This window comes from Microbacterium sp. LEMMJ01 (assembly GCF_002114135.1).
Classification (GTDB): domain Bacteria; phylum Actinomycetota; class Actinomycetes; order Actinomycetales; family Microbacteriaceae; genus Microbacterium.
The window spans coordinates 37,978-60,638 of the sequence record NZ_NCTV01000029.1 but is presented as its reverse complement, the minus strand read 5'-3'; the positions used below and the strand labels follow the sequence as shown (position 1 = coordinate 60,638).

Here is a 22,661-nt window from a genome sequence, read left to right as displayed (position 1 = left end):
AGCGTCAATGTGTATAAGAGACCTAACCTACGCCGACCACGTCGTAGCGGCCGCCCTCAGCTACATCCAAGGCGACAACCAACGCGCCCTCGACCACGCGGAGCCCGTCACGGAAGATGCTCTCGAGCCCCGCCTACAATCGAACGCTCTCCTCGTGCACGCCGCAGCCGCCCTCGCGTTGCGCCGCAAGAAGACAGCGGCAACGTCGTTCCAGCGGGCAGAAGCGATCATTCAGCACTACGGCCTACACGCCAATTATCAAACGATCTCCCACGCCGACCTCGACCAGCTCATCGCTCTCACCGGCGCAGACACCGAGAACACGCTGCGAATCCACCCCGTGCGGCGCGACCTCCCCACCCTGACCCGCCGCGAGAACGACGTGCTCACGATGCTCGCCACCGATCTCTCCACGAACCAGATCGCTGAACGCCTCTTCATCACCAAGAACACTGTCAAAACCATTACCAAGAACCTCTACCGGCGCCTCGGCGTCAACACGCGTGCGGACGCTGTGCATCACGCTCAGAATGAGCCACGGCTGAAGGGTTCAAGCGCGACGTAACAGGGTGTCGCGCACCAGCTGCCGATCTCGCTCGAAGCGCAGGCCGAAGCCGGTATCGTGGTCGCCTTCTGGGACCGGACCGCGGCAAATCAAGTGCTCGCGCGCCACCAGGCGGACGCGGAGTCCGCCTGGCATGCGCGCATGGTCGAATACCTGATCGATGCCGTCGCGGCGCAGGAACTGCACGAGCGCACTCCCGTCACTTCGGTCGCCGACATCATCTCGTCGATCTGCCTCGGCCAACAGGTGGAGTAGGTCGTGCGGTCCCCGCTGGGACGACCGGAGCGACAGCTCGAGCTGGTCGAACCCGTTCTCATGCCGTGGCTGAAGCCGATGCGATAAACACCGGACAAGACTTCCGTTACCGCTGCGTTACCGGAGGTCGCGTCCCGCGCACGACGAAGGCCCCGCATCCCTGTCATAACAACGGGAGTCGGGGCCTTCGTGGTGGCGGTGACGGTGGGATTTGAACCCACGGTAGGGGGTTACCCTACACAACTTTTCGAGAGTTGCACCTTCGGCCGCTCGGACACGTCACCGCGGATCAGTTTACGGCACCGGGGCCGAGCGCGCGAATCGGCGGGTCACCAGGCGGTGGCGACCTCGGCGTGGGCGCGGAGGATGCCCTCCGTGGAGCCGGCGGGGGCGCGCCCGATGCCGCACTCCGTGGCGACGCCGAACTCCGGCGCGAACCGGACGGCGGCAGCGATCCGGCGACGCGCACCGTCCGCGCCGTCCTCCCGGTGCACGAGGCCGAGGTAGAGCTCCTCGACCGGGGTGAGCGCGGCAAGCGGCGCGAAGTAGGCCTCGTCATCGTGGCCGATCGGCACGGGAAGGTGCAGCCACGTGAGCGGACGGTGGGCCGCGGCGATGACGGCGTTGGCGTAGCGGACGAGGGAGCCGGCGTCGGTCGGCTCGAAGAAGTGCTTCTCCCCCGCGTCGCCGTAGCAGAGGTGCACGCCCACCTCGACGTCGTCCGGGACGGCGTCGACGAGGGCGGCCAGACGCGATACGAGTCCGTCGAACGGGTCGCCGGGCCACCACCCCTCCATGACGGCGCCGTAGCCGGAGGCGCCCTCGAGGATCCCCATCTCGCTCGCGACGTCCCACTGCACCGCGAGGTCCTCGTGGGGGATCGCGGCGAGGATCCCGTCGAGCTCGCGGAGCATCGCGGCGGTGTACACGGGCTCGATCGCGGCCCGGTCGTCGCCGTGGAAGAACGAGGAGATGACGGCGAGCGGGGTGGGCAGCGACACCTGGAACCGGGTGCCCGCCGCGACCACTCCCTCCTCCCGCAGCCGGGTGAAGAGCCCGTACGACTCGATTGCCGCGGAGGCGTACCCCAGCGGAGGCAGCGCGATGGTCGCCGGGTCCACGCCCTCGGCGATTCGGAGGCCCCGGGCGTCGATTCCGGCGGGGAACGGGATGGGCTCGTCGCCGATCCGCTCGATGCCGTCCGCCTGGCCGATGACGTCGGGCTGGAACATGATCCAGTGGAACCGTTTGCCCACCTCGCCGTCCGGGATGCGACGCAACCGGTCGCCGAGCAGCTCCGCCGCGGTGCGCATCGTCGTCTCGGCGTCGTCGAAGTTCACACTGCCCACGAGAAGGGCACCCTGGGGCTGCGTCATGGCCTCAGGATATCCCTCGCCGACCCACCCCCTTCCGGCCGAGCCACCCCTCTGCGTGCGGCCGAAAGGGGGTGGGACACACGCAAGGGGGTGGGTCGGCGAGGGGAGGTCGGGATTAGGATTGCCTAAGAACCCGCCGCCTCCGGGGGCAGAACGACGGGAAGGATGCAAGCAGCATGGGATTCATCACGTCTGCGGCGCTCGCCGAGACCGGATACGTGGTCCTCGACGACGAGACCACCCCGGTGGACCCGTCCGAGTGGCAGGACCTCGAGTACGTCGGCTGGCGCTCCTCCGGCATCACCCGCTTCGCACCCCTGACGAGCTACGCGGGCGAGATCGACTGCAACGGCTTCTGGAACCACACGCCGCCGCGCACCGACAAGGACGGCGTCTGGATTCCCTCACAGGTCGCGATCGCCCCGACCCTGCAGCGCCGTGCCCTTGCCCCTGGCGCCGGCGTCGGCCGCTGCCGGGTCATCGAGCTCCAGCCGAACGACTACGCCGACGCGATCTACAACCTGCACCAGGACGACAACAACCGCCTCAACGAGCCGGGCACGGGCTGGGTGGTCCGCGGGTACTACAACCTCACCGACGACACCGACTCGATGCTCATCCTCCGCTCCGACCGGTTCGACCCGGCCACCGAGGTCCGGCTGCCGCTGCGCGCCGGCTCCCGGATCATCGTCGACACGCAGCGCTTCTGGCATGCCGTGTGGCATCGCGGGACAGGGCCCCGGTATGCGCTCATCACCTCCTGGACCAGCGGCCCTGAGCTCGACGCATACATCGCCGCGCACCACGGCGACCCGCATCCGCCGACGGTCGACCTCGACCCGCGTGTGGTCGATGAGGCCCAGGTCGAGATGCACCGCCGGATCGAGGAGCGCCGTCGCGCGTTCGAGGCGCAGGGCATCGTGATGGAGCCGCCCGCCGACATGAACCTCGTCGGCTGAGGCTCAGACCGTCCGGCCGCCCTCGATCCGCACGACCCGGTCGACCGTCCCCGCGGGCGGTGCCACGTGCGAGATGAGCAGCACCGACTGCTCCCCCGTCGCCTGCAGCAGGTCGCGCAGGAGAGCGTCCGAGGCCTCGGGGTCGACGCCCGCCGTCGGCTCGTCCAGCACGAGCACCGGGAAGCCGCGGAGCAGCGCGCGAGCCAGAGCGATCCGCTGCGCCTGACCGCCGGACACCAGCGCACCGCGGTCGCCCACCCGCGCATCGAGCCCTCCGCGCTCGCGCACCCACGCCGCGAGTCCCACACGGTCGAGCACGGCGAGGAGCTCCTCGTCGGTGGCGGTGTCCCTGGCGAAGAGGAGGTTCTGCCGCACGTCCTCGTCGAAGAGCTGCGGCTGCTGCTCGCACAGGCCGACGACGCGGCGCAGCGACGGACCGGACAGCGCCGCCGCGTCGAGATCGCCGATCCGGTACTCGCCGTCCACGCGGAGGAAGCCCACGAGCGCGGCCGCCAGCGAGCTCTTGCCCGCCCCGCTCGCCCCGGAGACGAGCACCCGCTCACCCGGCGCGAGGTCGAGGTCCACCCCGGTCAGCGCCGGCGCGCCGCCGGGCCAGTGCGCCGTGGCTCCCCGCAGCGTGAGCGCGGGCACGCCCTCGACCGCGACATCCTGCCCGGCGTCGGTCCGCAGCTCCGGCGGCATCTGTTCGGGCAGCACGTCCACGATGCGCTCCGCACTCGAGCGGACGCTCCGCCACGAGGCCGCCGCGATCGGCACGGCGCCGAACACTTCGAACACGACCATCGGCACGAGCACCGCGACCGCGAGCCACGGAGCGTCGATGGCTCCGGTGGCGAGGCCCGGGGCTGCCACCGCCAGCGCCCACACCGAGGCGGCGCCGGCCATCAGCGAGACCACTCCGGCCGCGACGGCCTGCGCCAGCGACGCCCGACCGACGACCCGACGCAGGGCGGCATCCGCGACACGGATCCGCTCTCGGGCCTGTGACTCCGCGCCGAACGCGAGCAGCACGTCGAGGCTGCCGAAGTAGTCGACGAGGGCGGCGGACACCTCGGCCCGACGCGCCGACACCGCGGCCTCCGCACGGGAGCCGAAGATCCAGCCCAGCCCGACGGCGGCGAGCGCGGCGACGAGGAGGCAGACGGCGAGGGTCAGCGCGGCGGGCGGCGACACGAAGGCGAGGAAGCCGACGGCCCCCAGGGCGACGACGCCCGAGACGGCGATCGGCTGCACGACCCGGAGCGGGAGGTTCTGCAGGTTCTCGACGTCGTCGACGAGGGCCGCGAGCACCTGGCCCCGGTCCGTCGCGCCGAGCCCCGCCGGCGAGAGCGGGATGAGGCGGCGCACCATGTCGGACCGGGTCGTGGCGAGCTGTCGGAGCGCGGCGTCGTGACCGCTCAGCCGCTCGAGGTACCGCGTGACGGCCCTGGTCACGGCGAAGAACCGCACCCCGACGACCGCGATGGACAGCGGCACGAGGGAGTCGACGATCGACGCGCTCACGATCAGCCAGCCGCTCACCGCGAGGAGGCTCACGGCGGCGGCCGCCGACAGCACGCCCCAGATCAGCCCGGGGAGGAAGCGGCGGAACGGTGGCTGCGCGAGCCGGAGCACCTCCCGGACCCGGTCGCTGCGGGTCGTCTCGTTCATGCGCTCACCCCCAGCGCCACGATCCGGTCGGCGATGTCCCTGACCGAGCGGCGGTGCGAGACGAGCAGGACGGTGGCGCCGGCATCCGCTCGCGCGCGCAGCGACCGCCACAGCCGCTCCTCGGTGTCAGCGTCGAGGGCGCTGGAGGGCTCGTCGAGCGCGAGCATCCGCTCCGGCATTCCGTCGTGACGGTACAGCGCCCTGGCCACCGCGACGCGCTGCGCCTGTCCTCCCGACAGCCCTGCGCCCTGCACACCCAGCACGCGGTCGGCCTCGATGCCCTCGGCGCACGCGGCGTCGAGCGCCCGGCGCACACGGGCGAGGTCGGGAGCGGCATCCCCGAGGGCGACGTTCTCCGCGACCGTGCCGCGCATCAGCCCTGGCGTCTGCCCGGCCCAGGCGAGCCAGTCGGACGGTGCGAGCTCGGCGACGTCCCGTCCGCCCCAGGTCGCCGTGCCCGTGGAGTCCACCGCACCGCGGAGGGCGGCGAGCAGACTCGACTTCCCGGAGCCGCTCGGCCCCTCGATCAGGGTCACCGACCCGGGCTCCGCGACGAACGACACCGGCGGGAGGTCCCGCACGCGGAGTTCCTCCACCACGAGTTCCCGCCCCGCCGGCACGACGTCGACCCGGCTGCCGGACGAGTCCACGGGGTTCGGTCGTGCGTCCGTGCCGAGGTCGTGCGGGCGCATGCCGCCCCGGTCCCGGTCGCGCGCCGCATCCAGCACGTCGAACACGTCTTCCGTGGCCGCGACGCCCTCGGCCGCCGCGTGGAACTGCACGCCTACCTGACGGATGGGGAGGAAGGCCTCCGGGGCGAGCAGCAGCACGAAGAGCCCGACCTCCAGGCTCAGATCGCCCGACAGCAGCCGGAACCCGACCGCGACCGCGATGAGCGCGACCGCGAGCGACGACAGCAGCTCCATCGCGAACCCCGACAGGAACGAGAACCGCAGCACCTTCATGGTCTCGCGACGGTACTCGTCGGCGGTCACCTCGATGCGGTCGGCCGCCCGACGGTCCCGGCCGAACAGCCGCAGCGTCGACAGCCCCTGCACCGTGTCGGCGAAGCGGGCGGCGAGGTGCTGCAGCGTCTGCCACTGCTTCTTCTGCACCGTGCGGGTCGCGATGCCGATGAGGATGAGGAAGAGCGGGATGAGCGGCAGGGTGATGACGGCGGTGAGTCCGCTCGGCCAGTCCTGCCACCACATGACCGCGACGAGCACCGGCGTCGCGATGACGGTGAGCACGAGCTGCGGGATGTACCGCGCGAAGTACGCGTCCAGGGCTTCCAGGCCGTGACCGGCGGTGACGGCGATCTGCGTCTGATTCCGCTGCGCGAGCCACCCGGGGCCGAGGCGTCCGACGGCCGCGACGAGCGCGGCCCGCAGCTGCATCCCGGTCCGGGCGGCGGCCTGCGTGCCCGCGGCGTCGGAGGCGGCGATGAGCAGACCCCGAAGGAGGGCGGCCCCGAGCAGCCAGAGCAGGGTCACGGTGACGTCGCGCCCCGCGATCGCCCCCACGACCGCTTCGGTGAGGAGCCACGCGAAGGCGATCGTCACCGCGGTCTGGAAGACGCCGATCGCGGCCGACGCCAGGAGGAATCCCCGGGCGGCGGCCGCGTATCGGAGCAGCCTCGGATCGACGGGTTTCACGCGTGCGCCGGAGCCCCCTCGATCGACCGGCGGGTGACGCGCTTGCGGAACACCCAGTAGGTCCAGGTCTGGTACGCGATGACCAGCGGGAGGGCGATCAGCGCGGTCCAGCTCATGATCTGCAGCGTATACGGAGTGCTGGACGCGTTGGCGATCGTGAGACTGTACGCCGGATCGATGGTCGACGGCATCACGAACGGGAACAGGGCGGAGAACAGCATGACGACGGCGAACATGACCGTGAGCATGCCGGCGAAGAACGCCCACCCGTCGCGGCGGACGAGCGAGAAGCCGACTGCCGCGATCAGGCTGACCGCCGCGAGCGCACCGGCTCCGATGACGAGCCACAGCAGCGGAGCCTCGCGGCCCATCGCGATCGCGACCGTCCAGATCACCGTCGCGGCGGCGACGAGGATCGTCGGGATGGCGGCCTTCTTCGCGAGCTTCTGCGCGTCCTCGTGCACCTGGCCGTCCGTCTTCAGCGCGACGAACAGCACGCCGTGCAGGAAGAAGAGCAGCAGGGTCGTCACGCCGACCAGCAGCGCGTACGGGTTGAGCAGCGAGAAGAAGCCGCCGACGTAGATGTGGTTCTCATCGATCGCCACCCCCTGCACGATGTTGCCGAAGGCGACGCCCCAGAGCAGTGCCGGGACGACCGAGCCGATGACGATCATCCGGTCGAAGCCCTGCTTCCACTTCCTGCTCTCCCGCTGATGGCGGTACTCGAACGAGACGCCGCGGAGGATGAGCGCGAGCAGGATGAGCAGCAGCGGCAGGTAGAACCCGCTGAACAGCGTGGCGTACCACTCGGGGAACGAGGCGAAGAGCGAGGCCCCGGCCACGATGACCCACGTCTCGTTGAGGTCCCACACGGGACCGATCGTGTTGATGACCTGTCGGCGCGACACGTCGTTCTTGCCGAGGAACGGCAGCGACATGCCGACACCGAAGTCGAACCCGTCGAGGACGAAGTAGCCGACGAACAGGAAGGCGACCACCCAGAACCAGATCGTTGCGAGATCCATGATGCTCGTTCCTCTCAGTACACGACCGACGGCAGCTGAGCCGTCTCCTCATGGGGCTGTTCGTCGGTGTCCGGCCCCTTCTGGGCGGCCTTGACGATCAGCCGGACCTCGACCACGGCCAGCGCGGCGTAGATCGCGGTGAAGGCGATCAGCGATATCAGGACCTCGAGTCCGCTCACGCCGGGCGAGACGCCGTCGCGGGTGGACATCAGACCGAACACGATCCAGGGCTGTCGACCCATCTCGGTGAACACCCAGCCCATGATGTTGGCGGCGAGCGCGAGCGGGAACGACCAGATCGCGACCTTCCACATCCACGGCGCGACCGGCTTGGTGGCCTTCTTGCGGGTGACCCAGAGGCCGGCGACGGCGACGAGGGCGGCGGCCATGCCGAGGCCGATCATCCAGCGGAACGACCAGTAGGTGATCCACAGGACAGGGGCGAAGTCGGTGAGACCGGTGCTCGCATACGTCTGGGCGTACTCGGCGTTCAGGTCGTTGATGCCGTGCACACAGGCGTCGAGCGTGTGGGTCGACAGCAGCGACAGCAGGTACGGCACCCGGATCGAGAACAGCTCCGAGCTGCCGTCCGGCGTGCCCAGCGTGAAGATGCTGAAGGAGGCATCGGCGCCGCAGACTGTGTTGAACGTCGCCTCGGCGGCGGCCATCTTCATCGGCTGCGCGGCGTACATCGCCAGACCGAGCTGGTCGCCGGTGAGCACGACGCCCGCGGTGGAGAAGATCATCGCCCAGAGGCCGAACTTCAGCGAGACGCGCATGGTGTCGAAGTGCTGCCCGCGGGCCAGGTGCCAGGCGGACACCGAGATGACGACACCCGCGGCGAACATGAGCGCGCCGAAGATGGTGTGCGGGAACGCGGCGAGGGCGACGGGGTTCGTCAGCAGCGCCCAGAAGTCGGTGAGCTCGGCGCGGTTGGTCACCTCGTTGTACGTGTAGCCGACCGGGTTCTGCATGAACGCATTGGCGGCGATGATGAAGTACGCCGACAGGATGCTGCCGATCGAGACGCACCAGATGGTGGCCAGGTGGATCTTCTGCGGGAGCTTGTCCCAGCCGAAGATCCAGAGGCCGATGAAGGTCGCCTCGAAGAAGAACGCCAGCAGGCCCTCGAAGGCGAGCGGGGCGCCGAAGACGTCGCCGACGAAGCGGGAGTAGTCCGACCAGTTCATACCGAACTGGAACTCCTGCACGATGCCGGTGACGACCCCCATCGCGAAGTTGATGAGGAAGATCTTGCCGAAGAAGCGGGTGAGGTGCAGGTACTGCACCTTGCCGGTACGCACCCACGCGGTCTGGAAGATGGCGGCGACCAGCGCCATGCCGATCGTCAGCGGGACGAAGAGGTAGTGGTAGACGGTCGTCAGGCCGAACTGCCATCGGGCCAGGGCGAGCGGATCAAGCCATTCCATGAGCGACTCCCGTTCTGTTCGACGCCTGCGCGGCGGTGTCGCGCAGCTGCACGGTGCATTCGGAGGGCTGCGCGGCCTCGCGCACGCACTCGGCTTCGAGCGGACCCCCCGCTTCTGCAAGGATGCCCTGCATCAGCCCGAGATGCACCTGGCACAGCATCGGGCGGTCCTCCGGCCGGCCGGCCGCGTGCGGGCACGGACTCAGATCGACGGTCAGACCGCGGTCGTCCACGACCGGCTCGAAGCCGCTCTCCTCCAGGTGCTCGACGAGGGCGTCGAGCTGGTAGGTGGCGTCCTTCCCGAGGGCGGTCCCGGTGCCGGGGAGGACGCTCCGGAGCAGGTCGCCGCGACGGGCGGCGGCCTTGGCCTTGTTCCGTGCGACCGGGCTGGAGGCGTCCGGGGCCCCGGTGGCCGCGCGGTACAGCGTGCGCGGGCGCCCCCGGGTGGTGCGGTGCTCCACGGTCGGGATGACGTAGCCGCCCTCGATGAGCCGCTGCAGGTGCTCGCGCACCGTGTTCGGGTGCAGGCCGGTGGCCTCGCACAGGTCGCCGATCGCGAGTTCTCCGGAGGCACCGGAGTGCCCGGCCTCGAAGAGGAGGTGCAGGATGCGCACCCGGGAGTAGCTGGAGATCGGCCCGCAGACGGACCCGCCGTTGGACATGTCTCAATTATCGGCCGGGGCCGGCGGCCGGCGGGGGAACCGGGCCGTGAATAATCGCCTGGTCGATAGGGATGTCTGATCCCGCCGATAGCCTGGGGGCATGGCCACCCGGAAACCCGCTCCCCCCGCGTACGTCTGCACCGAGTGCGGGTGGACGACGGCCAAGTGGGTCGGTCGCTGCGGGGAGTGCCAGCAGTGGGGCACGGTCCAGGAGCAGGCCGCGCAGACCGGCATCCTCCGCCGTGTGAACGCGCTCGCGCCGACCGCCGATCGCGCGGCGCGCCCGATCACGCAGATCACCACGCAGGACGCGCCGCGCCGCACGAGTGGGGTCGGCGAGTTCGACCGGGTGCTCGGCGGCGGCATCGTGCCGGGAGCCGCGATCCTCCTCAGCGGCGAGCCCGGCGTCGGCAAGTCCACCCTGCTGCTCGAGGTCGCCGCGCAGGCCGCGCGGAGCGGGCGACGGGTGCTCTACGCCAGCGCCGAGGAGTCGCCGGCCCAGGTGCGCCTGCGAGCGGAGCGGACGGGCGCCCTGCACGACGAGCTCTACCTCGCGAGCGAGACCGACCTCGCCACGATCCTCGGCCACATCGACGAGGTGCAGCCGCAGCTCGTCATCGTCGACTCCGTGCAGACCGTGTCGTCGTCGCTCACCGACGGCGCGGCCGGTCAGCCCAGCCAGGTGCGGGAGGTCGCCGCGACCCTGATCCGGGTGGCGAAGGAGCGCGATCTGCCGATCATCATCGTCGGCCATGTGACCAAGGACGGCCAGGTGGCGGGGCCCCGGGTGCTGGAGCACCTCGTCGACGTCGTGTGCCACTTCGAGGGCGACCGGCAGACCTCGCTGCGCTTCATCCGTGCCCTCAAGAACCGCTTCGGTCCCACCGACGAGGTCGGCTGCTTCGAGATGACCGGAGACGGCATCGCCGAGGTGCCCGACCCCTCCGGCCTGTTCCTGTCGCAGGGCGCCTCCGAGCCGGGGACCTGCGTGGCCATCTCCCTCGAGGGTCGTCGCGCCCTCCCCGTCGAGGTGCAGGCGCTCACCGTGCCGAGCAACGCGCCGAACCCCCGGCGCATCGTGCACGGCCTCGACTCCTCGCGGGTGGCCATGGTGCTGGCGATCCTCGAGCGCCGGGCGGGCGTGCCCACCGGCAGCCTCGACGTCTACGTGTCCACGGTGGGCGGGGTGCGCTTCACGGAGCCCGCCGCCGATCTCGCCATCGCGATCGCCGTCGCCGGGTCCATCCAGATGATCTCGGTGCCGCGCACGGTCGCCGCCGTCGGCGAGCTCAGCCTCGCGGGCGAGGTGCGGCCGGTGACGCAGGCGGCGCAGCGGCGCTCCGAGGCCGCCCGGCTCGGCTACGAGCAGGTGGTGGACGACCGCTCGAAGACCCTGCGCGCGGCGCTGGGCGACGTCAGGGCGCGGAACAGCGCCCGTCGCCCCGACCGCGACATCCCGCCGTTCTGAGTCGGAGGGGCACCCGGGTCAGGCGTCGAGCGCCTTGAGCAGCTCCACCGGGTCGGCCTGCATCGGGTGAGGCCCGGCGATGTCGAGGAACACGGTCGTGATCGGGTGGGCGGAGAGGAACGCGCGCAGCCAGGCGGCGTCGTAGATGCCGACCCCGGGCGGCAGGTTGGCGGGCTTGTTCTTCGCGTCGCTGAAGAGCAGCAGGGCGAGGTCACCCGAGTTCGGGTCCCGATAGGTCCACACCTCGCCGCTGTCGAGCGGATTGTCGCGCGCTCCCGGCTTGATGAGCGGGACGACGGTGGTGCCATGCCGCAGCGCGAGGGCCACCGCGGCGACGTCCTGCTTCTCGAGGGCGAGCGCCAGAGCCTCGGACCGGAAGTCCTCGGGCGCCGGCTTCTTCTTCGCGCTCTTCCCGGGCTTCGCCTTCTTCACTGCCATGCCTCCAGCTTAGGCATCGGGGCGGCGCGGCGGCGCCGGGGAAAGATTGGGGCCCTCTCGAGTCCTCCATTGGGGACTGGGGTACTCGAGAGGGCCCTCGGACTCTCGAGCGGCGGTGTCGAAGCGCTGGGGACGCTGTAGTTCGACGCCACTGGGGATGGCATGTTGCCGCATAGCGGGAGAGTCACCTCTATGGTATCCCAAAGACCGGGCCCTGTCAGCACAAGTGCCCGTCGCGCGCTCAGAACAGGAGGATCTGGGTGGTCGTGGCGCTGGGGAACCCGCCGATCGAGACGCCCACGTGATACGAGGCGCCGCCGCCGGGAGCACGCTGACGGTTCTCCTGTGCGCAGGTCTCGACACTGGACCGGGTGCGGTCCCAGACGATCGGCTCCTTGCTCACCACGGTGGACCCGGCGGTGAGCGTGGCGATCATGCTGCTGGGGTTCTCCTGGCAGTCCGTCGAGCGCCACCACTCGTCCGAGCCGCTGGAGATCGTGAACACCTGGGTCGTGGAACCCACGTCGATCGTGCAGTCCTTCGTGCCCTTGTTGGTCAGGGAGATGGAGAGCTTCGGCAGAGCGCCGTCGGGATAGGACTCCGCATCCGTGACGGCCGTGACCTCGATGTCCTTCGCCTCGCAGGGGACGACGGCCGGAGTGGCATCCGCCGACGGCGAGGGGGCGGGCGAGGCCGATCCGGACGGTGTGGGCCCCGAGGAGGCGGAGGAGGTCGGTGCGGGTGCCGGCTCCTGCGCCCCCGTGGACGCCCACGGCCGGGCGATGAGGAGCCAGACGGACGCGCCGACGATCGCGAGGACGAGGATCAGCCCGAGCAGTACCGCCAGACGCCGACGACGGTACACGGCGGCGGAGTGACGGGGCATGCCTCCAGGTTAAGCGATCCCCGTCCGCGAGCCTGGGAGGCGCGAGGCGGTGGTCCGGGGCTCAGAGCACCTTGAGCATGCGCGTGTTGCCGAGCGTGTTCGGCTTCACATGCGCGAGGTCGAGGAACTCCTCGACGCCGGCGTCGCCGCTGCGCAGGAGCTGCGAGTACACGTCCGGATCGACGACCTGCTCCCCGATCGGGGTGAAGCCGCGACGCCCGAAGAAGTCGACCTCGAACGTGAGGCAGAACAGGCGGGTGAGCCCGAGCGACCGCGCGTTCTCCTCGAGCCGCTCGACGATCGCCCGACCGACGCCGTGGTGGAGCCAGTCGTCGCGGACGAGCAGGGTGCGCACCTCGCCGAGGTCTTCCCAGATCACGTGCAGAGCCCCGCAGCCGATCAGCTCCCCGTCCGCCTCGGCGACGACGAACTCCTGCACGGCGCCGTAGAGCACGGCGAGATCCTTGCCGAGCAGGATGCGCTGCTCCACCATCGGCTGGAGCAGGTTCCGGATGCTGACGATGTCGGCGCTGCGGGCCGGCCGGACGATGTACGCGCTCACCCGACCAGCCTAGGACCCGCCGCTCCCGTCGGCTCTCAGACGCGGCACAGCTTCGGAGATCCCGGGCGACACCCCGGCGCCCCGGGGCGTCGCCCCGCGTGTCGCCTGTCGTCTCCGAAGTCGTGCCCGGAGCGAGGGCGGAGTGGGGACGACGAAGGGGCGGATGCTGTCGCATCCGCCCCTTCGGGTGATCGTGTCGAGGATCAGTCGTTGCCGGTGATCGCCAGGTCGGGCGTGCCGGAGATCGCGCCGCCGCCGGTGTTGACGCCGACCGCGACCTTCTCCCCGCGCGGGCCGTGCTCGAACAGGAACTCCCCGTCCTTCGCATCGACCTTCACGTGGTCGCCCGAGTCGAGCTCGCCGTGCAGGATCTTCTCCGACAGACGGTCCTCGATCTCGTGCTGCATCGCGCGACGCAGCGGACGGGCGCCCAGGGCCGGGTCGAAGCCGATCTCGATCAGGCGCTCCTTGGCGGACTGCGACAGCTCGATCGTCATGTCGCGGTCGAGCAGACGCTCGCCGAGGCGCTTCGTGAACAGGTCCACGATCTGCACCAGCTCGTCCTTGCTCAGCTGCGGGAAGACGATGATGTCGTCGACGCGGTTGAGGAACTCGGGCTTGAAGTGCCGCTTGAGCTCCTCGTTGACCTTGCCCTTCATCCGCTCGTAGCTCGTGGCGTTGTTGCCCTCGATCTGGAAGCCGACGGGGCCGCCGGCGATGTCGCGCGCACCGAGGTTCGTGGTCATGATGATGACCGTGTTCTTGAAGTCCACGATCCGACCCTGACCGTCGGTGAGGCGACCCTCTTCCAGGATCTGCAGCAGCGAGTTGAAGATGTCCGGGTGCGCCTTCTCGATCTCGTCGAAGAGGACCACGCTGAACGGCTTGCGCCGCACCTTCTCGGTGAGCTGGCCACCCTCTTCGAAGCCGACGAACCCGGGAGGGGCACCGAACAGCCGCGAGACGGTGTGCTTCTCGCCGAACTCGCTCATGTCGAGCGAGATGAGCGCGGCCTCGTCGTCGAAGAGGAACTCCGCGAGCGCCTTGGCGAGCTCGGTCTTTCCGACGCCCGTGGGGCCGGCGAAGATGAACGAGCCCGAGGGACGCTTCGGGTCCTTGAGGCCGGCACGCTGACGACGGATGGTCTTGGAGAGCGCCGCGATGGCCTCCTCCTGACCGATGACGCGCTGGTGCAGCGCCTTCTCCATGAAGACGAGTCGGCTGGACTCCTCCTCCGTCAGCTTGAACACGGGGATGCCGGTCGCCTGAGCGAGCACCTCGGCGATCAGGCCCTCGTCGACGACAGCCTGGGTCGCGACGTCGCCCGCACGCCACTGCTTCTCGAGACGCAGCCGCTCGGCGAGGAGGCTCTTCTCCTCATCGCGCAGGGAGGCGGCCTTCTCGAAGTCCTGCTCCTCGGAGGCGATCTCCTTCTGCTCGCGCACGGCGGCGATCTTCTCGTCGAACTCGCGCAGCTCGGGCGGGCTGGACAGGATCGACAGACGCAGGCGCGCGCCGGCCTCGTCGATCAGGTCGATGGCCTTGTCCGGGAGGAAGCGGTCGGAGACGTAGCGGTCGGCGAGGTTCGCCGCGGCCACGATCGCGCCGTCGGTGATCTGCACCTTGTGGTGCGCCTCGTACCGGTCGCGCAGACCCTTGAGGATGTTGATCGCGTGCGGCAGCGTCGGCTCGTTCACCTGCACCGGCTGGAAGCGGCGCTCGAGCGCGGCGTCCTTCTCGAAGTGCTTGCGGTACTCGTCGAGCGTGGTGGCACCGATGGTCTGGAGCTCACCGCGGGCGAGCAGCGGCTTGAGGATGCTGGCCGCGTCGATCGCGCCCTCGGCGGCACCCGCACCCACGAGGGTGTGGATCTCGTCGATGAAGACGATGATGTCGCCGCGCGTGCGGATCTCCTTGGTGACCTTCTTCAGACGCTCCTCGAAGTCGCCGCGGTAGCGGGAACCGGCGATGAGCGAGCCGAGGTCGAGCGAGTAGAGCTGCTTGTCCTTCAGCGTCTCGGGCACATCGCCCTTGACGATCGCCTGGGCGAGGCCCTCGACGACGGCGGTCTTGCCGACGCCGGGCTCGCCGATCAGGACGGGGTTGTTCTTGGAACGGCGGGAGAGGATCTGCATGACCCGCTCCGCCTCCTTCTCGCGCCCGATCACCGGGTCGAGCTTGTTGTCGCGCGCGGCCTGCGTGAGGTTGCGACCGAACTGGTCGAGCACCTGCGAGCCGCCCTGCGCACCCGACGGGGTGTCGTTGGACTGCGCGCCGACGGACGCGGGCTCGCGGCCCGGGGCGCCGGAGAGCAGCTGGATGACCTGCTGCCGCACCTTGTTGAGGTCGGCGCCCAGCTTGACGAGCACCTGAGCGGCCACGCCCTCACCCTCGCGGATGAGGCCGAGGAGGATGTGCTCGGTGCCGATGTAGTTGTGACCGAGCTGCAGGGCCTCGCGGAGGCTCAGCTCGAGCACCTTCTTGGCGCGCGGCGTGAACGGGATGTGGCCGGTCGGCTGCTGCTGACCCTGGCCGATGATGTCCTGCACCTGCTCGCGCACGGCGTCGAGGGAGATGCCGAGCGACTCCAGCGCCTTGGCTGCGACGCCCTCGCCCTCGTGGATGAGGCCGAGCAGGATGTGCTCGGTGCCGATGTAGTTGTGGTTGAGCATCTTCGCCTCTTCTTGGGCGAGGACGACCACTCGACGGGCTCGGTCCGTGAATCTCTCGAACATGTTGACTCCTTATTCGCACGGGGCGAAGACGCATGAAGCGCTTGTACATCGAGAGTAACGACCAGAAATGGCGGGTATGCCCGTGTTCGCCGTGGGCATAGCGAGGCCTTGACGGGTTTATCGACAGTCGTTATGTTAACGAAAGTCGATAAACCCTGACTCTCAGGAGGAGCTCATGCTCGCCACGGAAAGACGCCCTTCGCTCGCCGACGGCATCGCGCTCGGGCTCATCGCCACCGGTGCGGTCAGCGTCGGGATCGGCGCCATCGTCGCCGTCGCCCAGGCCGCCGGTGCCCTGTTCTCCCCCTCGCCCACGGTCGCGATGCCGGTGCACGACGTCGACCTCTCCGCCCTCGACGGCGTGGCCGGTGTCGAAGGCGCCACCGTCGACTCCGCCCTCGTCACGCTCACCGCGCCGCCGACGAGCGCCCGCTGGCTGCTGCTGCTCGAGACGGCGCTCCCCGCGCTCGCCACCGTGGCGCTGTGCGCGGTGGTCTGGTGGCTCGGCGTCTCCCTCATCCGCTCCCGCCCGTTCCGCGCCTCCCTCGGGTGGATGTTCGCCGTCGCCGCCTGCCTGCTGATGGCGGGCACCCTGTTCGGGCAGCTCGCCGGCGGCATCGGGCGGGCCGAGATCGTGAAGGATCTCGCCGCGACCGACCCCGCGGTCGAGGACGTGCTGTGGACGCTGCTCATGGAGTTCGATCTCGCACCCGTGGGGTGGGCGTTCGCCCTGGCTCTCGTGGCAGGCGTCTTCACCATCGGCCGCCGTCTGCAGCGCGACACGGAGGGACTGGTCTGATGATCTCGTTCGGCTCGGAGGCCGTCTGGCCGTCTCTGCTCAACATCGGGATCGCGCTCGCGGTCTGTGCGGCCGTCGTCGCCCTCGTCGTCTGGAACAGCCGCCGCCGTGGCAGCCGCACGGTCGCCCTCGACGCGGCGCTCACGCTGTCCGGATGGTGGATCACGCTCTCCGCACTGGGCGCGGTGGTCATCCTCGTCAAGGCGTTCACCGTCGACTGGGCGGAGCTGCACGGTGCGACGACGGTCCTCCTCGACTGGCCCCCGAGCCTCCCGTGCTCGGAGTACGGCGACAGCACGACGACCATGCTCACCTGCAGCGGCACGGAGCTGTCGGACTTCACGGTGGGCCACGCGTCGCTCGGGCTGCGCCTCCTCGCCGCGGCCGCACAGCTCAGCACGCTCGCCCTCACGACGATCCCCGCGGTGGTCCTCGCGCTCATCTGCTTCCACACGCTTCGCGGCCGCGCGTTCTCCCGCACCGTGACCCGCGCCCTCGTCGGGGGTGCGATCGCGTTCGGGGTGCTGGGCGTGCTCTCCGATCTCCTGAGCGGCATCGCCGCCACCACCGGACTGCGGGAGGCCCTGCCCGCGGACAGCACCTGGTATCCGCAGACCTACTGGCTCACCGTCACCCCGCTGCCGTTCGCCGCGGCGCTCGGCCTCCTCGCCCTCGCCGCGGTGTTCCGTCAGGGCATGCGCGTGGAGCAGGAACGGGCCGCCCTGGAACGCGAGACGGAGGGCCTGGTGTGAGCCCGGCGGAGAGCGACGACGAGTTCACGGGCATCCACTGCCGTCTCGATGAGCTGCTGGCGGCCCGCGGGATGACGCTGACGGAGCTGAGCGCCGCCGTCGGCGTCAGCATCGTGAACCTGTCCGTGCTGAAGAACGACCGCGCCCGCGCGATCCGCTATTCCACGCTGCGGGCCATCTGCGAGGCGCTCGACTGCGAGGTCGGCGACCTCCTCGTCCTCGCCGATCGCTGACTTCTGTCGACCCACCCCCTTCCGCGCGCCCCGGCCCCTTACGGACGCACGCAGGGGGCCGGGACGCACGAAGAGGGGTGGGTCGGCGGGAGGGCGAGCACGGTCGCGCACCGGATTGCAAGCCCCTTCTATGAGTCGGCTGTGAGTGGATAGCGTCGTCGCATGACCAGCACCCGCATCCCCTCGCGTCGCGGCCTCCGCCTCCTGGCGATCGTCCCGGCCGCTGCCCTCGCCTTCTCCCTCGCCGCCTGCGCGGGAGAGAGCCGCCCCTCGGTCGACGAGGTCGCCGACGGCATCCAGAGGGTCTTCGAGGGCACCCCGCAGGAGGAGGCCATGACCGACGACGCCGCCACCTGCCTGGCCGAAGCCCTGGTCAACTCGGACCTCAGCGACGAGACGCTCGGCTACATCGCCGACGGCGAGGACAAGCAGCGGGACGAGGCCGACAAGGCCCTCACGACCCAGATCATCCAGGACAACCTCCAGGACTGCGTCACGCCCTGAGGGCGGCACGCAGCGAAGGGTGACGGCCTGGGAGGGCGGCCGTCATCCTTCGTCATATCCGCCCAGGGAATTCTCAGGCTCTCCTAGCGTTGAGCCTCATGGCGTGCACCCGGCGCGCCGCGATTCTGGAGTCCCCACCTCAATGAGCACCACCGCACGCGCCCAGAAGGCGCCAGACACCCGCGGGCCGGTCCGGAAGCTGCTGACCTCGTTCGGCTTCCAGATCATCGCCGCCCTCGTCCTCGGCATCGCCGCCGGTCTGATCGGCCGTCAGCTCGGCGCCACGGCCGAGAACCCGACCGCCCTGTCGGCGACCCTCGACACGATCGGCAGCTCGTACGTCACGCTGCTCCGCGCGGCCGTCGTCCCGCTGATCTTCACCGCGATCGTCGCGAGCATCTCGAACCTCCGTCGCGTGCAGAACGCCGCCCGCCTCGCCGGGCAGACGATCCTCTGGTTCGCGATCACCGCCTTCATCGCGGTCATCATCGGCATCGTCCTCGGCCTCGTGATCCAGCCGGGCAGCCGCGCCGGCGAGGGCCTGGAGCCGGGCGAGCCGTACACCGTCGGCACCTGGTGGAACTTCCTCCTCGGCCTCATCCCGCAGAACTTCCTCGGCCTGACCGTCAGCACCTCCCCCGGAGCCACCGAGGGCGCGTTCACCTCGAGCGTCGGCTTCAACATCCTCCAGGTAATCGTGGTCGCGGCCGTCGTCGGCATCGCGGCGCTCAAGGCCGGCAAGAAGGCGGAGCCGTTCCTCGTCTTCACCGAGTCCCTGCTCAAGGTCATCCAGCGCGTGCTGTGGTGGATCATCCGCATCGCTCCGCTCGGCACGTTCGGCCTCATCGGCTCCGCCGTCATCAAGTACGGCTGGGAGAAGCTCGCGTCGCTCGGCTGGTTCGCGGCCGCGGTCTACATCGGCCTCGCGCTCGTGCTGTTCGTCGTGTACCCCATCCTGGTGCGCACGCACGGCCTCTCCATCAAGCAGTACTTCTCGGGTGTGTGGCCGGCGGTGCAGCTCGCCTTCGTGAGCCGCTCCTCCATCGGCACGCTGCCCCTCACGGAGCGCGTGACCGAGCGCAACCTCGGTGTGCCCCGCTCCTACGCCTCGTTCGCCGTGCCGCTGGGCGCGACGACGAAGATGGACGGCTGCGCCGCGATCTACCCGGCCATCGCCGCGATCTTCGTCGCGCAGTTCTTCGGCATCGAGCTGAACTTCGTGCAGTACCTGCTGATCGTGATCGTCTCGGTCGTCGGTTCCGCCGCCACCGCCGGCACCACGGGCGCGGTCGTCATGCTCACGCTGACGCTGTCCACCCTGGGTCTGCCGCTCGAGGGGGTCGGCCTGCTGCTCGCGATCGACCCGATCCTCGACATGGGTCGCACGGCCGTGAACGTCGCCGGTCAGGCGCTCGTCCCCGCGATCGTCGCGAAGCGCGAGGGCATCCTCGACGAGGAGCTCTACAACGCCCCGCGCGAGGGCCTGCCCTTCGCCGACGACTCCGGCGACGACGCCCCCGAGGCCGCCGCCGCCTCCACCCCGGAGCCCGCCGGCGCCCGCTGACCCGGTCTCCTCAAGAGCGTCCCACCTTCCTCTCGAAGGTGGGGCGCTCTTTTTGTCTCCCTTCCCCGCCGACCCACCCCTTTGCGTGCGCCCCGGCCCTTTACGCACGGGCGGAAACGGGTGGGTCGACCAGAAGGGGGTGGGTCGGCGGAAAGGAGGGGTCAGTTGCGGCTCAGGGGGCGGGTCGCGCCACGAGTGTCGAGCGCGAGCTCCTCGGCGTCCATCGCGGCCAGCAGCTCCCGCATGACCTCCTCGTCGAGCTCGCCGGCGTCCCGCTCCGCGACGAGGATCTCCCGCCGCACCTGCAGCCATCCCTTGGTCAGCGCGACGAGGTCGTCATAGGAGGGGCGGGCGACGGTGTCCTCGACCTGCTGTGCGTCGTCGGTGTCCTTCTCCACCCGGGTCATGCGCTTGGTGAAGGCATCGAACATGCCGAGGTCGACCTCGCCGTGCTTCTGCTCCCACTCCCGGCGCTTCTCGGCGAGGTACGCCTTGCCGGCCTCGCGGCTCTTGGCCTTGACCATCTCCAGCGCCGCGACGTCCTCCGCGTGCTCCTCATCCCCGGCGATCTCGAGCCGCCGGATGAGCAGCGGCAGGGTGAGCCCCTGCAGCAGGAGCGTGCCGACGGTGACGATGAAGGCGACGACGACGATGGCGTGCGAGGCCTCGGTGTCGAGCCCGGCCAGATCGGCGGCGGCCACCGCGATCGCCAGGGTCACCACGCCCCGCATGCCGGCCCACGAGATGACCGCGTTGTCCTTCCACGTGAGCCGCAGTCCGGCCATGCGTTCCCGCACGATCTGCGTCCGCAGCTCATCCGTGCTCTGGTCGCGCCACCGCCGGGACCGCCGTCGCCGTTCGTCGAACTCCCCGGATGCGATGCCGCGATCCATGCGGGCGAGCCGGCGGCGGTCCTGGAAGTTCGACCACGCGCTGATCGGGTAGATGTAGAGCGGCCGCACGACGAGCACCACAAGCAGCACGGCGCCGGAGAGCAGGAGGATGTGCCCCACCGACTCGCTGCCGAGATCGCTGAGCACCCGCGGGAACTGGAGGCCGATGTAGGCGAACACGAAGCTCTCCAGCAGCAGGTCGGCCGAGAGCCACAGCGGCGCCTCCTGCTGCCGGGTCGTGTAGTCGGTGCGCGGGGCGTTGAAGCCGACGAACAGTCCCATGGCCACGACCGCCAGGACGCCGGAGCCGAGCAGGTGCTCCGCGATGTTGTACGCGCCGAACGGGGCGAGCAGACCGAAGGTGCCGATAACCACCGGGTCGCCGATGCGCATGCGCAGCTGATGCAGGACGATCCCGAAGATCAGCCCGATGCCCACCCCCACGCCGACCGCGAGGAGGAACTGCCAGATCCCATCCCAGACGGTCAGCGTCGCCCCGGCGAGGATGGCCGCGAACACCCGGTAGAGCGTGAGCGAGGTCGCGTCGTTGATGAGGCTCTCCCCGGACAGCACCGTCATGATGCGGCGAGGTAGACCGAGACGACGGCCGATCGCCGCCGCCGACACCGCGTCCGGCGGGGCGACGATGGCGCCCAGCAGCAGCGCGCCGGGCAGCGTGAGCGACGGCAGGATCCACCAGGCCACGAGCCCGACGGCGAACGCGGTGAGCAGCACCAGCCAGATCCCGAGACGGCGGATCTGCGGCAGGCTGCGCTTGAACCCGACGAACGACACGTCGAGGGCGGCGGAATACAGCAGCGGAGGCAGCACGAGCCCGAGCAGCAGGTGCCCGTCGATCTCCAGCTCCGGCACGAACGGCAGGAACGAGGCGGCGAGCGCAACGACGGTCACGAGCAGCGGGGCCGGCCACCCCCGCGATCGCGCGACGGCCGCCACGGCGACAGCTCCGACGAGGACGTAGAAGATCCCGGCTTCCATGCGGAAAGCGTAGCGGCGTCGTCGGTACCCCCTGTCCGCCGGGCGTCAGTCGCGGGGGGAGCGCTCGCGTTCCGGCGCCTCCGCATCGAGAGCCTCCCGGAGGCCCGCGTTCTCATCCTGCAGGTCGAGGACCCGCGCGATCCCGGCGATGTTGATGCCGTCGCCGCGGAGCTCGGCCGCGCGGCGCAGGCGGGTGATGTCGTCGTCGCTGTACCGGCGCGTGCCGCCGTCGCTCCGGGCGGGCGCGAGGAGGCCCTTGCTCTCGAAGAGCCGGATCGTCGCCTCGGGCAGGTCGACGAGCTGCGCGGCCACGGCGATGCCGTAGAGCGGGGTGCGCGAGTCGCGTGCGGTCATGAATGTCCTCGTCTCCGGATCGGGGTTGCGAAGATTCCTGCGTGTGTTCTATAACAAATCTATACCTCAGGTGCAGATAATCTGCACGCCACCTCAGCCCTTGCAGGGCCGCACGAAAGGAGACACCTCATGGCACTGACCTTCGATCCCTTCAGCCAGCTCGACCGCTTCGCCGCGAGCGTCCTGGACTCCGTGCGCGCGCCCCGGTCGATGCCGGTGGACCTGTACCGCGACGGGGACCGCTACATCCTGCACGCCGACCTCCCCGGCGCCGACCCCGGCTCCATCGACGTCGACCTCGACGGCGGGCAGCTCACGATCCGCGCACAGCGCACGGCCGACACCCGCGAAGGCGTGCGCTGGCTCGCCCGTGAGCGCGGCGCCGGATCGTTCCTGCGCCAGTTCTCGCTCGGCGACGGAGTGGACCTCGACAACATCAGCGCCTCGTACGAGAGCGGTGTCCTGTCGGTCGTGATCCCCGTCAGCGAACGGGCGAAGCCGCGCAAGATCGTCGTCGAATCCGGCGAACAGCGCCAGGCGATCGACGCCTGATCACCCGGGGGCGGTGCTGCGGCACCGCCCCCACCGCTCTCCTCCTCTTCTCACGGAAAGGACGAACCATGGCACTCTCCCCGACCCTCGACCGCTTCCTCGCCGAGATGGAGTACCCCGCGACCCGCGACGACCTCCTGCGCGAAGCCGCGCGGGAGGGACTGCCGAACCACGACCGTGCGGCGCTGCACGACCTGCCGGAACAGAGCTTCAGCGCCGCCTGGCTCATCCGCTATCGCCTCGCCAGGAACGCGCTCGCCGACGCGCTCACCCCCGCCTCGCGCCTCGCCGCCTAGGGAATGCCGGAGCGGCCGCCGAGGTTGCA

Annotated in this window: 23 protein-coding genes and 1 tRNA gene; 11 read left to right on the top strand and 13 right to left on the bottom strand. The window is 70.1% G+C overall.

Annotated features, from left to right (window positions below; all coding sequences use genetic code 11):
* Nucleotides 1-565, top strand: a 565-nt coding sequence (locus B7W94_RS08790) for a helix-turn-helix domain-containing protein (protein WP_139833301.1), incomplete at its 5' end; no start/stop codon positions are given.
* An 18-nt stretch (nt 566-583) separates the two neighbouring features.
* Nucleotides 584-820 (top strand): hypothetical protein, encoded by a 237-nt coding sequence (locus tag B7W94_RS08785; RefSeq protein WP_367379564.1) that lies wholly within the window; start codon nt 584-586, stop codon nt 818-820.
* A gap of 193 nt (nt 821-1,013) precedes the next feature.
* Here B7W94_RS08785 and B7W94_RS08780 read toward each other — a convergent pair.
* Together B7W94_RS08780 and B7W94_RS08775 are read right to left on the bottom strand one after the other, a co-directional pair.
* Nucleotides 1,014-1,104: transfer RNA gene (locus B7W94_RS08780), tRNA-Ser, on the bottom strand.
* Nucleotides 1,105-1,149: 45 nt separating this feature from the next.
* Nucleotides 1,150-2,196: a hypothetical protein gene (locus tag B7W94_RS08775; protein ID WP_062765522.1), complete on the bottom strand. Its 1,047-nt coding sequence runs from the start codon at nt 2,194-2,196 to the stop codon at nt 1,150-1,152.
* A gap of 176 nt (nt 2,197-2,372) precedes the next feature.
* On the opposite strand from B7W94_RS08775, the gene B7W94_RS08770 reads away from it, so the two are divergent.
* Nucleotides 2,373-3,155 carry a hypothetical protein gene (locus B7W94_RS08770; protein WP_025105489.1) on the top strand — a complete coding sequence of 261 codons (783 nt, stop codon included), beginning with the start codon at nt 2,373-2,375 and terminating at the stop codon, nt 3,153-3,155.
* A 3-nt stretch (nt 3,156-3,158) separates the two neighbouring features.
* Here the strand turns inward: B7W94_RS08770 and cydC are convergent, their stop codons facing one another.
* From cydC to B7W94_RS08745, 5 genes are read right to left on the bottom strand one after another with little or no spacing between them, the layout of a single operon-like run.
* The gene (gene cydC / locus B7W94_RS08765; RefSeq protein ID WP_085605987.1) at nt 3,159-4,826 is read right to left on the bottom strand and encodes a thiol reductant ABC exporter subunit CydC; all 1,668 of its coding nucleotides are present in this window, start codon (nt 4,824-4,826) and stop codon (nt 3,159-3,161) included.
* Entirely contained in the window at nt 4,823-6,481 is a 1,659-nt protein-coding gene (gene cydD, locus B7W94_RS08760) for a thiol reductant ABC exporter subunit CydD (protein WP_085605985.1), read from the bottom strand. The genes cydC and cydD overlap by 4 nt, the downstream gene beginning before the upstream one ends.
* Nucleotides 6,478-7,506, bottom strand: coding sequence for a cytochrome d ubiquinol oxidase subunit II (gene cydB / locus B7W94_RS08755; RefSeq protein WP_025105486.1), 1,029 nt, complete (start codon nt 7,504-7,506; stop codon nt 6,478-6,480). The genes cydD and cydB overlap by 4 nt, the downstream gene beginning before the upstream one ends.
* A gap of 14 nt (nt 7,507-7,520) precedes the next feature.
* Nucleotides 7,521-8,936: a cytochrome ubiquinol oxidase subunit I gene (locus tag B7W94_RS08750; RefSeq protein WP_025105485.1), complete on the bottom strand. Its 1,416-nt coding sequence runs from the start codon at nt 8,934-8,936 to the stop codon at nt 7,521-7,523.
* Complete coding sequence (locus B7W94_RS08745; RefSeq protein WP_085605984.1) at nt 8,923-9,597, bottom strand: helix-turn-helix transcriptional regulator; 675 nt, start codon at nt 9,595-9,597, stop codon at nt 8,923-8,925. Before B7W94_RS08745 ends, B7W94_RS08750 begins: the two co-directional genes overlap by 14 nt.
* 100 nt (nt 9,598-9,697) lie before the next feature.
* On the opposite strand from B7W94_RS08745, the gene radA reads away from it, so the two are divergent.
* A complete protein-coding gene (gene radA, locus B7W94_RS08740) occupies nt 9,698-11,065 on the top strand; it encodes a DNA repair protein RadA (RefSeq protein ID WP_085605982.1) in 1,368 nt (455 codons plus the stop codon).
* 18 nt (nt 11,066-11,083) lie between these two features.
* Here radA and B7W94_RS08735 read toward each other — a convergent pair whose 3' ends face one another.
* From B7W94_RS08735 to B7W94_RS08720, 4 genes are all read right to left on the bottom strand, one after another.
* Nucleotides 11,084-11,503, bottom strand: coding sequence for a dehydrogenase (locus B7W94_RS08735; protein WP_085605980.1), 420 nt, complete (start codon nt 11,501-11,503; stop codon nt 11,084-11,086).
* 241 nt (nt 11,504-11,744) lie between these two features.
* Nucleotides 11,745-12,389: a hypothetical protein gene (locus B7W94_RS08730; RefSeq protein WP_085605978.1), complete on the bottom strand. Its 645-nt coding sequence runs from the start codon at nt 12,387-12,389 to the stop codon at nt 11,745-11,747.
* Between the two features lie 61 nt (nt 12,390-12,450).
* On the bottom strand, nt 12,451-12,951 hold the full coding sequence (locus B7W94_RS08725; RefSeq protein WP_025105480.1) for an amino-acid N-acetyltransferase: 501 nt from the start codon (nt 12,949-12,951) through the stop codon (nt 12,451-12,453).
* Between the two features lie 203 nt (nt 12,952-13,154).
* The gene (locus B7W94_RS08720; protein WP_025105479.1) at nt 13,155-15,686 is read right to left on the bottom strand and encodes an ATP-dependent Clp protease ATP-binding subunit; all 2,532 of its coding nucleotides are present in this window, start codon (nt 15,684-15,686) and stop codon (nt 13,155-13,157) included.
* Nucleotides 15,687-15,861: 175 nt separating this feature from the next.
* Here B7W94_RS08720 and B7W94_RS08715 point away from each other — a divergent pair, with 175 nt between their 5' ends.
* From B7W94_RS08715 to B7W94_RS08695, 5 genes are all read left to right on the top strand, one after another.
* Entirely contained in the window at nt 15,862-16,485 is a 624-nt protein-coding gene (locus B7W94_RS08715; protein ID WP_085605977.1) for a hypothetical protein, read from the top strand.
* The gene (locus tag B7W94_RS08710; protein ID WP_085605975.1) at nt 16,485-17,237 is read left to right on the top strand and encodes a hypothetical protein; all 753 of its coding nucleotides are present in this window, start codon (nt 16,485-16,487) and stop codon (nt 17,235-17,237) included. Before B7W94_RS08715 ends, B7W94_RS08710 begins: the two co-directional genes overlap by 1 nt.
* Entirely contained in the window at nt 17,234-17,470 is a 237-nt protein-coding gene (locus B7W94_RS08705) for a helix-turn-helix domain-containing protein (protein ID WP_060922489.1), read from the top strand. The genes B7W94_RS08710 and B7W94_RS08705 overlap by 4 nt, the downstream gene beginning before the upstream one ends.
* Before the next feature lie 162 nt (nt 17,471-17,632).
* On the top strand, nt 17,633-17,974 hold the full coding sequence (locus tag B7W94_RS08700) for a hypothetical protein (protein ID WP_085605973.1): 342 nt from the start codon (nt 17,633-17,635) through the stop codon (nt 17,972-17,974).
* A 142-nt stretch (nt 17,975-18,116) separates the two neighbouring features.
* Entirely contained in the window at nt 18,117-19,538 is a 1,422-nt protein-coding gene (locus B7W94_RS08695; protein WP_172400104.1) for a dicarboxylate/amino acid:cation symporter, read from the top strand.
* 161 nt (nt 19,539-19,699) lie between these two features.
* Here B7W94_RS08695 and B7W94_RS08690 read toward each other — a convergent pair whose 3' ends face one another.
* Nucleotides 19,700-21,430 carry a cation:proton antiporter gene (locus tag B7W94_RS08690; RefSeq protein ID WP_085605971.1) on the bottom strand — a complete coding sequence of 577 codons (1,731 nt, stop codon included), beginning with the start codon at nt 21,428-21,430 and terminating at the stop codon, nt 19,700-19,702.
* A 45-nt stretch (nt 21,431-21,475) separates the two neighbouring features.
* Entirely contained in the window at nt 21,476-21,784 is a 309-nt protein-coding gene (locus B7W94_RS08685; RefSeq protein ID WP_085605969.1) for a MerR family transcriptional regulator, read from the bottom strand.
* Between the two features lie 129 nt (nt 21,785-21,913).
* Between B7W94_RS08685 and B7W94_RS08680 the strand changes: the two genes are divergently transcribed.
* Both B7W94_RS08680 and B7W94_RS08675 read left to right on the top strand, forming a co-directional pair.
* Nucleotides 21,914-22,336, top strand: a complete 423-nt coding sequence (locus tag B7W94_RS08680) for an Hsp20/alpha crystallin family protein (protein ID WP_025105470.1) — start codon at nt 21,914-21,916, stop codon at nt 22,334-22,336.
* A 68-nt stretch (nt 22,337-22,404) separates the two neighbouring features.
* On the top strand, nt 22,405-22,632 hold the full coding sequence (locus B7W94_RS08675) for a DUF2795 domain-containing protein (protein WP_025105469.1): 228 nt from the start codon (nt 22,405-22,407) through the stop codon (nt 22,630-22,632).
* Nucleotides 22,633-22,661: the final 29 nt, after the last annotated feature.

Bases quoted from the DNA above. Each gene is read 5' to 3' on its own strand.
- B7W94_RS08700 (WP_085605973.1), top strand. From the start codon at position 17,633: ATGACCAGCACCCGCATCCCCTCGCGTCGCGGCCTCCGCCTCCTGGCG.
- B7W94_RS08745 (WP_085605984.1), bottom strand. From the start codon at position 9,597: ATGTCCAACGGCGGGTCCGTCTGCGGGCCGATCTCCAGCTACTCCCGG.
- cydC (WP_085605987.1), bottom strand. From the start codon at position 4,826: ATGAACGAGACGACCCGCAGCGACCGGGTCCGGGAGGTGCTCCGGCTC.
- B7W94_RS08710 (WP_085605975.1), top strand. From the start codon at position 16,485: ATGATCTCGTTCGGCTCGGAGGCCGTCTGGCCGTCTCTGCTCAACATC.
- B7W94_RS08695 (WP_172400104.1), top strand. From the start codon at position 18,117: ATGAGCACCACCGCACGCGCCCAGAAGGCGCCAGACACCCGCGGGCCG.
- B7W94_RS08690 (WP_085605971.1), bottom strand. From the start codon at position 21,430: ATGGAAGCCGGGATCTTCTACGTCCTCGTCGGAGCTGTCGCCGTGGCG.
- B7W94_RS08715 (WP_085605977.1), top strand. From the start codon at position 15,862: ATGCTCGCCACGGAAAGACGCCCTTCGCTCGCCGACGGCATCGCGCTC.
- B7W94_RS08730 (WP_085605978.1), bottom strand. From the start codon at position 12,389: ATGCCCCGTCACTCCGCCGCCGTGTACCGTCGTCGGCGTCTGGCGGTA.
- B7W94_RS08680 (WP_025105470.1), top strand. From the start codon at position 21,914: ATGGCACTGACCTTCGATCCCTTCAGCCAGCTCGACCGCTTCGCCGCG.
- B7W94_RS08675 (WP_025105469.1), top strand. From the start codon at position 22,405: ATGGCACTCTCCCCGACCCTCGACCGCTTCCTCGCCGAGATGGAGTAC.
- B7W94_RS08770 (WP_025105489.1), top strand. From the start codon at position 2,373: ATGGGATTCATCACGTCTGCGGCGCTCGCCGAGACCGGATACGTGGTC.
- B7W94_RS08735 (WP_085605980.1), bottom strand. From the start codon at position 11,503: ATGGCAGTGAAGAAGGCGAAGCCCGGGAAGAGCGCGAAGAAGAAGCCG.
- B7W94_RS08720 (WP_025105479.1), bottom strand. From the start codon at position 15,686: ATGTTCGAGAGATTCACGGACCGAGCCCGTCGAGTGGTCGTCCTCGCC.
- B7W94_RS08775 (WP_062765522.1), bottom strand. From the start codon at position 2,196: ATGACGCAGCCCCAGGGTGCCCTTCTCGTGGGCAGTGTGAACTTCGAC.
- B7W94_RS08685 (WP_085605969.1), bottom strand. From the start codon at position 21,784: ATGACCGCACGCGACTCGCGCACCCCGCTCTACGGCATCGCCGTGGCC.
- radA (WP_085605982.1), top strand. From the start codon at position 9,698: ATGGCCACCCGGAAACCCGCTCCCCCCGCGTACGTCTGCACCGAGTGC.
- B7W94_RS08750 (WP_025105485.1), bottom strand. From the start codon at position 8,936: ATGGAATGGCTTGATCCGCTCGCCCTGGCCCGATGGCAGTTCGGCCTG.
- cydB (WP_025105486.1), bottom strand. From the start codon at position 7,506: ATGGATCTCGCAACGATCTGGTTCTGGGTGGTCGCCTTCCTGTTCGTC.